The sequence below is a fragment of the Acidocella sp. genome (genome assembly GCF_013044125.1).
Classification (GTDB): Bacteria; Pseudomonadota; Alphaproteobacteria; order Acetobacterales; family Acetobacteraceae; genus Acidocella.
In genome coordinates, this window is sequence record NZ_JABEVC010000069.1 from 20,460 (window position 1) to 30,296 (window position 9,837).

The following is a 9,837-nucleotide window of genomic DNA, read 5'->3' on the forward strand; positions in this document are numbered from 1 at the left end:
GATGCGCCTCAGGTATCCAGATTGGCGACCTTGAGCGCGTTGGTGACGATGAACTCCCGGCGCGGCTCCACAATGTCGCCCATGAGGGTGGAGAAGATCTGGTCAGTATCCTCCGCATCGGCGATTTTCACCTGAAGCAGGCGGCGCACCTGCGGGTCCAGCGTGGTTTTCCAGAGTTGGTCCGGGTTCATCTCGCCAAGACCTTTGAAGCGGTTGATGGCGAGGCCCTTGCGGCCATAGCTCAGCATTGTTTCCCACAACGCCACCGGGCCGTGAATCGGCTTGGGCGGGCCATCGATGCTTAATGTGGCATCGGTGCCGAAAAGCTGTGCCAGGCGCGTGCCGCGCTCGGCGAGGTAGCGGGCCTCGGTGGTGCGCAGCACGGCGGCGTCCACCGTGTAGCGCTCGGCGACACCGCGCACCATCCGCCCCAGCGTCACGCCGGAGGAATCAGAGGTCACGACCCAGCCGCGCTCGGTGGGGGCGGCGTTGCTGTTCAGCCGGGTGGCCAGCGCCTGATCGCGCTCGGGGTTGCCCAGCGCGTCAGTGGCCAGCAGGCCGGTGATGGCCATTTGCTCCAGATAGGTGATCGGCAGCAGGCGCGAGAGCGCGTTGAAGCGGTGCACCACCTGGCCGAGCCAGGCCATTTCGCCGCGCAACTCGTCGCCGGCGTAAAGCGTGCCGTCGGCGGCTGTGAGGGTGGCCTCGCCCAATGCGCGCTCCAGCAGATAGGTCTCCAGCGCGTCGTCATCCTTCAGATAGCGTTCCTCATTGCCGCGCTTGGCGCGGTAGAGCGGCGGCTGCGCGATGTAGAGGTAGCCGTGCTCGATGAGTTTGGGCATCTGGCGATAGAAAAACGTGAGCAGCAGCGTACGGATATGCGAACCGTCGACATCCGCGTCCGTCATGATGACAATGCGGTGGTAGCGCAATTTTGTCTCATCGAACCCGCCCTGTTCCGGCTCGCCCCGGCCGATGCCGGTGCCAAGCGCCGTAATCAGCGTGCCGATTTCCTGGCTGCCCAGCATCTTGTCAAACCGCGCGCGCTCGACGTTGAGGATTTTGCCCTTCAGCGGCAAAATCGCCTGGAATTTACGGTCTCGTCCCTGTTTGGCGGACCCGCCCGCGCTGTCACCCTCGACGAGGAACAGTTCAGACTTCGCGGGGTCGCGCTCCTGGCAGTCAGCCAGCTTGCCGGGCAGGGAGGAAATATCCAGCACGCCCTTGCGGCGGGTGAGTTCGCGCGCGCGCCGGGCGGCTTCGCGGGCGGCGGCGGCGTCCATCACCTTGCCGACGATGCTTTTCGCTTCCTTCGGATGCGTCTCGAACCAATGGCTCAGCGCATCGGCCACGGCCGCCTGCACCACCGGCTGCACCTCGGAGGAGATGAGTTTATCCTTGGTCTGGGATGAGAATTTCGGGTCCGGCACTTTCACCGAGAGCACCGCGGTCATGCCTTCGCGCATATCCTCGCCGGAGAATTCCAGATTATCCTTCTTGCTCATCCCTTGCGCATATTTGCTCACCACGCGGGTCAGCGCGGCGCGGAAACCGGCGAGATGCGTGCCGCCGTCGCGCTGGGTGATGTTGTTGGTGAAGCAGAGCATGGTCTCGTGGTAGGAATCATTCCACGTCATTGCGAATTCAACGCGGATGCCGTGTTCCTTGGCCTCGCCGATGGAGGTGATGGGCGCGGCCAGCACGGGTGTTTTGGCGCGGTCGAGCCAGGAGCAGAATTCCGCGACGCCGCCTTCGTAATGGAACTTGGCTTCCTGCACCGGATCATGGCGCTCATCGCGCAGGATGATGGCGAGGCCAGAGTTGAGGAAGGCCAGCTCGCGCAACCGGCGCTCGAACACCGCGTAGTCGAACTCGGTATGGGTGAATGTTCCGGCGGAGGGTTTGAAGGTGACTTCGGTGCCGTTGGGCTGGCCGGAGGGGCCGATCAGCTTGAGCGGCGCCATGGTTTCGCCGTGCTCGAAGCGGATGAAATGCTCCTCGCCATTGCGCCAGATACGCACTTCCATCCATTCGGAGAGCGCGTTCACCACCGCGGCGCCCACGCCATGCAGGCCGCCGGAGACTTTGTAGGAATTCTGGTTGAACTTGCCGCCGGCGTGCAGCTTGGTCAGCACCACCTCCGCCGCCGAGATGCCTTCCTCGGCGTGGATGTCGATCGGGATGCCGCGGCCATTGTCGCGCACGGTCATCGAGCCGTCGCCGTTGAGGATCGCCTCCACCCGGTTCGCGTAGCCGGCCTGGGCTTCGTCCACCGCGTTGTCGATGATCTCAAAGCCCATGTGGTGCAGGCCTGAGCCGTCATCAGTGTCGCCGATATACATGCCGGGGCGTTTGCGCACGGCATCCAGCCCTTTCAGCACGCTGATGGAAGCGGCGTCATAAGCATCGTCTTTCGGGGTTTCGGGCGAGGTCGGCGGCAGCGGTTCAGACATAAAGGCGGATGCTCCAGAATCGTCAGGACTAGCGCGCTTTATACCAGAATATGCCGCAAAATCCTAATCCCCGGCTTATGGCGCCTCTGTTGAAGGCGTTGCGCCCAGCGCCTTGGCCAGGGTGGCGATCGCGTCGCGGAAGGGGCCGCGCACCGAGGCCGCCGGGGTGCCGAATTGGTTCGCTTTGGGCACGATCCGCGGCAGGTCGGGGATCACCGCATCGAAGCGCATCCCCATATTCTGTTCCAGATAACTCTGGGAGAGCCCGCCCGGCGCTTGCGCCTTGTTAAGCACAACCAGCGGCCGGGAGGTTTGGGGATAGTTGCGCGCCAGGGCTTGCAGCCGCTCCAGATTGCGCACGGAGATCATACTCGGGTCCATGACGATGACGCGCTGCTGCGCCAGACTCATGAGGTCGCGCGAGAAGGCGGAAAGCCGGTTGCCGGCATCCATCACGACAAAATTATACCGCGCGTGCAGCGCCTTGACGAGCGTGGCGCCGCTGCCGGGCTTGTAGTCAAAGTCCTTGCCCAGCCCTTCCTGCCCGGCGAGGACATGCAGACGGTCCCCCGCCGGCTGCATGGAACGCTCCAGCAGCAGCTGGTCCACCCGCTCGGGCACCGCCAGTGCCGTTCCCAGCCCGTTGTTGGCGCTGAGGTTGAGGTTGAGCGCGATGGTGCCGGTATACAGATCGGCATCCACCAGCGCGGTGTGGCGATGCAATTCATTGCCGATCAGCCAGGCGAGATTGGTGGCCACGGTGGAAGTGCCGGCGCCGCCGCGTGTGCCGGTGAACATTACGAACCGCCCGTTGCGCCGGTTGCCGGTGTCCTGGGCCATGTTACGGATGATGGGTAGAAAATTCTGCTCCAGGCTCGCCTGGTTGAGCGGCTTGGGGAGATACTCCTTGACACCCATGCCTTTGGTCACGGTGCGGTAGAAATTCACGTTCATGGTCTCGCCGATGGCCAGCACGGTTGTCCCGGTCTCGACCACCTCGGCAAGCTCCATGACGGCGTTGATCGGCTGGTCCTCGCCGGAAAGGTCGACGACCACGATCTCGGGCGTGGTCATGGCCGCGAGAATTGCCAGGCTGGTGCGGAAATCGACCACATGGATCTGGTTGTTATCATGCAGGTAGGGCGAGAGTACCCCGTGCAGCAGGGCTGCGCTTGCCTCATCATACGCGAAGCCGATGAATTTTTCCCGCTTGGGCAGGGCCTGCGGCTGCGGCAGCGGCTGCCCGTAAGCAGAAGGATAGGAGGGCATCAGGCGGGAGACGGGCTGATTTGAAAAAATTATACCTGATGTACCTATATCTGATGTGCCTATACCTGACATGTGGGCAATCCTCCGGGTGAGGGGCGCCGGACTTGTCGCCGACATGTCTTTTTCAACAGAACAAGGTTGCCGCGGGGTTAACGACCACCCCTGGATGGGAAAATTATGAATAAATGTTTGCGGCGCGTGGCTTTCCGCCGCGCGCGGCTTTCGCTATCAGCCGTGTCTCATTCTTGATTGGATTTAATATGGCTAAACAAAAGCGTGGCCGCAAGCTCGACGGCTGGCTGATCCTGGACAAGCCCCAGGGGATTACCAGCACGCAGGCGGTGAACAAGGTGAAGCGCGCGCTTGATGCGCAGAAGGCAGGGCACGGCGGCACGCTGGACCCGCTGGCCACCGGTATTCTGCCGATCGCTTTGGGCAACGCGACCAAAACCGTGCCTTATGTGATGGATGGCACCAAGCTTTACCATTTCACCATCCGCTTTGGCGAGGCGCGCGACACCGACGATGCCGAGGGCGCGGTGACGGCGACCAGCGATGCGCGGCCGGCGGATGAACAGATACAGGCGGCGCTGCCGGCGTTCCGGGGCAATATCATGCAAATTCCGCCGGCGTTTTCGGCCATCAAGGTTGATGGCGAACGCGCCTATGACCTGGCGCGCGCCGGGGCGCCGCCGGAGTTGCCGCCGCGCCCGGCGCAGGTGGACCGTTTTGAGATGATCGGCCGCCCCGATGCCGACACCGCTGAGTTTGAGGTGGAATCCGGCAAGGGGGTGTATATGCGCTCGCTGGCGCGCGACCTGGCGCGGGCCTGCGGCACGGTGGGGCATATCGTGGTGCTGCGGCGGCTGCGCGTGGGGCCATTCCTGGAAAACATGGCGGTTGGTATGGACACGATCCTCGATCCGTCGCATACGCCGGGCGCACTTGCCGAGCTTGTTCGGCCGCTCGAGACCGCGCTGGACGACATCCCGGCACTGGCCCTGACGGCCGTTGAGGCTCATGCCCTCTCGCAAGGCCAGGCGATTAGCCTGGTTGACTTGATGGGGCGGATTCCAGATGCCGCCAATCCTGATGAAGGGCTGGTTCGCGTACTGGCGGCGGGGCGCGTTCTGGCGCTGGCCCGACTCTCCGATGGGTGGCTGAAGCCGGAGCGGTTGATTCAACAATTTTCGTGAAGGATATCACGATGTCGATTACGCCAGAGCGCCGCACGGCGCTGATTGCCGAATACGCGACCGCCGAGAATGACACCGGCAGCCCCGAAGTGCAGGTTGCCCTGCTCTCCGAGCGCATCTCCAACCTTACCGAGCATCTGAAGACCCATGCGAAGGATTTCCATTCGCGCCGTGGCCTGCTCGTGCTGGTTGGCCAGCGCCGCTCGCTGCTGGATTACCTGAAGCGCAAGAATGTGAAGCGCTACCAGGATCTGATCGGCCGGTTGAGCCTGCGCCGCTGATTTTTCAGGGGTGAAATGAAAAGCGCCGTGTGGGAAACCGCACGGCGTTTTTTTGTGCCTGTGTTTTTGTGCCTGGCGGTGCTTCACGTGGAGCGTTTGTGAGATTTGTTCAGCAAGACACTGTTTATAAAGTTTAATTTTTTGCTTGCACCCCAATTTGTGCGGGTTTGGTGCGGAAAAGGAATGATTTTAGGCGGTTGAGGTACATGACGCGCGGGACGCAAGCACTTTGTTTTCAGTGGCCTGCTTGTCCCTTCCGTCCGCTGCCAGATACAGCGGCCTTCAGGGGCGGCGTTTTGGCTTCATGGTTTCGGGCACGCTAAAGCCGAGGTGGGAGAAACTGTCGCGCATATGTTTGGGCAGGGGGGCTTCGACAGTTAAGGTGCCGCCGTCGGGGTGGGGGAATTGCAGGCGGCGGGCGTGCAGGTGCAGTTGCGGCGCAAAACCGTCGGCGAAAGCCTGGCCGTAGGCGGCGTCACCCAGGATGGGGGTGCCGAGTGCGAGCATGTGGGCGCGCAGCTGGTGCATGCGCCCGGTTTGGGGTTGCAGCTCCATCCAGGCGAATTTTTTGCCCGCGTATTCCACCACCCGGTAGGCGGTGACGGCTTTCAACGCTTCGGGGTCTTTGCGGTTGGCGGGTTCGGAGCGGGACATGCCGCCGACTTCCACACGCACCAGGGGGAGGTCGATGCGGCCTTCCAGCACATCCGGCACGCCCCAGACCAGCGCCCAGTAGGTTTTTTCGACATCGCGGCCGCGAAAGGCGGTGGCGAGTTTGCTGGCGGGTTTGACGCCGCGCGCCAGGAGAAGAACGCCGGAGGTGTCGCGGTCCAGCCGGTGGACGAGTTTGGGGCGCTCGGTGCCCTCAAAGCGCAGGGCGTCGAGCATGCCATCGAGATGCACGGTGATGCCGCTGCCGCCCTGGCTGGCGAGGCCGGCGGGCTTGTTGAGCACGATTACCGAGTCATCGCGGTAGAGGATCATGGCCTCGAGGTCGCGGATCATGTGCGGGTCCATGGTCATCACCTGCCGGACCTTTGGCATTTCCTTCGGCGGGGTGATCTCCGGGGCGGTTACGGAGTCGCCCAGGGCGAGGCGCGTGTTGGCCTCGGCCTTGGCGCCGTTCACCCGGATTTTGCCCGCGCGCAGGAATTTCTGGATATGCGCCTGGGTCAGCCCCTCAATGTTGCGGCGCAGAAAACGGTCGAGGCGGGTGTTGGTTTCAGCCTCGGGGACTTCAAATGTGAGTGTCATGCGCCCTCTTCGCGCAATTTCGCCCAATAAGCGAGCCGTTTGGCGATATCGCGCTCAAAACCGCGCTGCACCGGGCGGTAGAAATCGGGCCGGCCCATGCCTTCGGGGAAGTAGTTGTCGCCGGAGAAGCCTTCGTCAGTGTCGTGGTCGTAGGTGTAGCCCGCGCCGTAGCCGAGGTTTTTCATCAGCTTGGTGGGGGCGTTGAGGATGTTTTGGGGCGGCATGAGGCTGCCCGTTTCCTTCGCGGCGCGGGTGGCGGCGCCCAGGGCCTTGTAGGCGGCGTTGGATTTGGGGGCGGTGGCGAGGTAGAGCACGGCCTGGGCGATGCAGAGTTCGCCCTCGGGGGAGCCCAGGCGCTCGTAAGCGTCCCATGCGGCCAGGGCCTGGGTCAGGGCCTGCGGGTCGGCCAGGCCGATGTCCTCGGAGGCGAAGCGGGTGAGCCGGCGGGCGATGAAACGCGGGTCCTCGCCGCCGGCGAACATGCGGGCCAGCCAGTAGAGGGCGGCGTCGGCATCCGAGCCGCGCATGGATTTATGCAGCGCGCTGATGAGATTGTAATGTTCTTCGCGGTCGCGGTCATAAAGTGCGGCGCGGCGCGAGAGCAGCCGGCTCAGCGCTTCCTCGTTCAGCGGTTCGCCTTCGGGCAAGGCGAAGAGTTGCTCTGCCATGTTGAGCAGGGCGCGGCCATCGCCATCGGCCATGGCGCGCAGCATCGCGCGGGTTTGGAGGGTGAGGGGAAGGTGCAGGCCGGTCTCGGCCTCGGCGCGCTGGAGGAGAAGCTCCATGGCATCGTCGTCCAGCCGCCGCAGCACCAGCACCTGGCAGCGCGAGAGCAGCGCGCCGTTGAGGGCGAAGGATGGATTCTCAGTTGTGGCGCCGATGAGCACGATGGTTCCGGACTCAACCACGGGAAGGAAGGCATCCTGCTGCGCGCGGTTGAAGCGGTGGATTTCATCGACGAAAAGAAGCGTGGCGCGGCCTGCTTTTTTCAGTTTCAGCGCATCGTCGAACACGCGCTTGAGGTCGGCCACGCCGGAAAACACAGCGGAGATTTGCGTGAAGTGCAAATTGGCGCCGGCGGCGAGCAGGCGCGCGATGGTGGTTTTGCCGACACCCGGCGGCCCCCACAGAATGAGCGAGGCGAGGGAGCCGCGTGCCAGCATTCCGGTAAGGCTGCCCTGCGGTCCAAGCAGGTGTTCCTGGCCCGCAATATCGCCCAGGCTGCGTGGACGCAGCCGCTCGGCCAGCGGTTGGCCTTGGATTGGTGACGATTCGGTGACGTTGGGGGAGAACAGATCTTCCTCGGGCATTCGCCTATTGTAACCCGCGCGCGGCCAGGATTGAAGCGGGCCTCGTTGCGCTTTTGGCGCCGCGGGTGCAGAATGGCTGTGCACTGCACAAGCTCAACCTGGGCGCTGGCCGTTTTTTGCCCTGCCCGCCTTTTGAGCTGGCTGTGCGAGTCTGAAAATTTTCGAACAGCTAGCTTATGAAAGTAGTCCGATGAACGCATTAAAAGTGACTGGATTGGCGGCGGCCGGTCTGCTGCTGGCAACTGCTGCGGCAATGGCGGCGACGCCCCCCGCACTGTACACCCAGACGCAGGCGACCGCTGGTGCCGCAGTGTTCGCGCAGAATTGCGCGATGTGCCACGGCGCGGACCTTAAAGGCGTGGCGGGTCCCGCGCTTATCGGGCCGACTTTTGCGGCACCGGGTAACAAGTACACGATCGGCTCGGTGTTCACCGAGATCTCGCAGCAGATGCCGGTGAGCGCGCCGGGCAGCCTGTCGCATGATCAGTATACCGATGTTATGTCCTACATCCTCAGCAAGAACGGCTATCCGGCCGGGACCACCGCGCTGAGCTATGCGACGGATATGAAGTCCACCGTGCCGTTCGTTTCCCAGGCGCAGTAAGTTTATAGTAACTTAGCGTAACTTAAAGTAACAACACCTTGACGTGACCGCCGGAGGCAAGTCTCCGGCGGTTTTTTGTTGCCCGTTTTATGGTTCGAGGCGCAGCCAGGATGGCGGCATGGGCTGCAACGCGGCGGCGCCGGCGTGCAGGGACTTGCCCAGGGCGTCCACCCGCAGCATGGCCAGGGCCATCTGCCCGGCGTGCGAGCCGATGACGCCAACCTCCGCGCCATCGGCCATCACCGGGGTTCCCGGTGGTGGCGGCGGTTCGCTGCATTGCACGGGGATGAGGCGGCGCCTGACCAGGCCGCGGTGTTTGGTGCGCGCGGTCAGTTCCTGGCCGATGTAGCAGCCTTTATTCCAGGCGACACCGTGCAACTCATCGAATCCGGCTTCCAGCAGCAGGGTTTTTTCCGCCTCCAGGTCAGGCGGGCCGTCAGGCAGGCCAAGGGGGATGCGGTGGGCTGCGTAATCAGCCGCGGTGGCGTTGGGGGTGAGTGGGGTTGCGCTCAGCGTGCGCCACCCGGCTGCGGACAGACGCGGGTCCGGCACGGTGATGGGGGCAGTGGGGGCATCGCCGCCCCAGCCGGCATAGACATGGAGGGTGTCGGAGATGTCAGTCAGCTCCACCGCCGCGCGCAGCCGGAAGCGCTTCAGCCGTGTGAGCAGACCCGCCAGGGCCTCGCGCGGGGTTTCCAGCAACAGCCGGTCAGCCTCGGCGTAGATGAAAAAATCGCACAGATAGCGGCCCTGCGGTGTGAGCAGGGCTGCCCAGACCGCGTGGCCGGGGGCGGCGAGGGCAACGTCGTTGGAGATCAGCCCGTTGAGAAAGGCGACTCGTGAGGCGCCGGTGAGGGAAATGACGCCGCGCTGCGGCAGGTGTGCGAGAAAGCTCATGACGGTGCAAATGGGTGCTTGGCGCGAAAGCCGCAAGCCGTGCTAGATGCGAGATCAGATGCGAATCCTTTTTATAACCTCGTCGCGGATTGGCGACGCCGTGATTTCCTGTGGCATTTTGGAACGCTTGCGGCTGGAGAATCCGCGTGCGCGCTTCACGGTTGCGTGTGGCGTGGTGGCGGCGGGGGTGTTTGCCCGGATGCCGGGGCTGGAACAGTTGATCGTGTTTGAGAAGGAAGGCTTCGACCTGCACTGGCTGCGGCTGTGGACCCGGCTGGTGGGAAGGTTCTGGAGCCAGGTGGTGGATGTGCGTTCCTCGGGCATTTCGTTTTTTCTGGCGGCGGGGCGGCGCAAGATTTTGAAGGGCGGGCGCAGGCCAGGCCGGCGCTATGAACAGCTGGGGGCGGCCATGGGGTTCTCGCCAGCGCCTTTGCCCGTAGCCTGGACCGCCCCGGCGGACGATGCCAAGGCCGCCGCGCTGCTGGGCGAGGGCGTGGTGATCGGGCTTGGGCCGACGGCGAACTGGGCCGGAAAGATATGGCCGCCGGAACGATTCGTGGCGTTGTAAAAGGA

Annotated in this window: 9 protein-coding genes; 4 read left to right on the top strand and 5 right to left on the bottom strand. The window is 63.7% G+C overall.

What is annotated here, in order from left to right:
- Positions 1–8: 8 nt before the first annotated feature.
- Together gyrB and HKL97_RS04200 are read right to left on the bottom strand one after the other, a co-directional pair.
- Positions 9–2,453, bottom strand: a complete 2,445-nt coding sequence (gene gyrB, locus HKL97_RS04195; RefSeq protein WP_291422850.1) for a DNA topoisomerase (ATP-hydrolyzing) subunit B — start codon at positions 2,451–2,453, stop codon at positions 9–11.
- Positions 2,454–2,528: 75 nt separating this feature from the next.
- Positions 2,529–3,722, bottom strand: a complete 1,194-nt coding sequence (locus HKL97_RS04200; RefSeq protein WP_291422851.1) for a cellulose synthase operon protein YhjQ/BcsQ — start codon at positions 3,720–3,722, stop codon at positions 2,529–2,531.
- Positions 3,723–3,982: 260 nt separating this feature from the next.
- On the opposite strand from HKL97_RS04200, the gene truB reads away from it, so the two are divergent.
- Both truB and rpsO read left to right on the top strand, forming a co-directional pair.
- Positions 3,983–4,918 carry a tRNA pseudouridine(55) synthase TruB gene (gene truB / locus HKL97_RS04205; protein WP_291422852.1) on the top strand — a complete coding sequence of 312 codons (936 nt, stop codon included), beginning with the start codon at positions 3,983–3,985 and terminating at the stop codon, positions 4,916–4,918.
- An 11-nt stretch (positions 4,919–4,929) separates the two neighbouring features.
- On the top strand, positions 4,930–5,199 hold the full coding sequence (gene rpsO, locus HKL97_RS04210; protein ID WP_291422853.1) for a 30S ribosomal protein S15: 270 nt from the start codon (positions 4,930–4,932) through the stop codon (positions 5,197–5,199).
- 282 nt (positions 5,200–5,481) lie between these two features.
- On the opposite strand, the gene HKL97_RS04215 is transcribed toward rpsO, so the two are convergent.
- Both HKL97_RS04215 and HKL97_RS04220 read right to left on the bottom strand, forming a co-directional pair.
- Entirely contained in the window at positions 5,482–6,453 is a 972-nt protein-coding gene (locus HKL97_RS04215) for an RluA family pseudouridine synthase (RefSeq protein ID WP_291422854.1), read from the bottom strand.
- Positions 6,450–7,763 (bottom strand): replication-associated recombination protein A, encoded by a 1,314-nt coding sequence (locus tag HKL97_RS04220; protein ID WP_291422855.1) that lies wholly within the window; start codon positions 7,761–7,763, stop codon positions 6,450–6,452. The genes HKL97_RS04215 and HKL97_RS04220 overlap by 4 nt, the downstream gene beginning before the upstream one ends.
- Positions 7,764–7,953: 190 nt before the next feature.
- On the opposite strand from HKL97_RS04220, the gene HKL97_RS04225 reads away from it, so the two are divergent.
- Entirely contained in the window at positions 7,954–8,367 is a 414-nt protein-coding gene (locus tag HKL97_RS04225) for a c-type cytochrome (protein WP_291422856.1), read from the top strand.
- 87 nt (positions 8,368–8,454) lie between these two features.
- Here HKL97_RS04225 and HKL97_RS04230 read toward each other — a convergent pair whose 3' ends face one another.
- The gene (locus HKL97_RS04230; protein WP_291422857.1) at positions 8,455–9,264 is read right to left on the bottom strand and encodes a folate-binding protein YgfZ; all 810 of its coding nucleotides are present in this window, start codon (positions 9,262–9,264) and stop codon (positions 8,455–8,457) included.
- Between the two features lie 58 nt (positions 9,265–9,322).
- Between HKL97_RS04230 and HKL97_RS04235 the strand changes: the two genes are divergently transcribed.
- A complete protein-coding gene (locus HKL97_RS04235; protein ID WP_291422858.1) occupies positions 9,323–9,832 on the top strand; it encodes a glycosyltransferase family 9 protein in 510 nt (169 codons plus the stop codon).
- Positions 9,833–9,837: the final 5 nt, after the last annotated feature.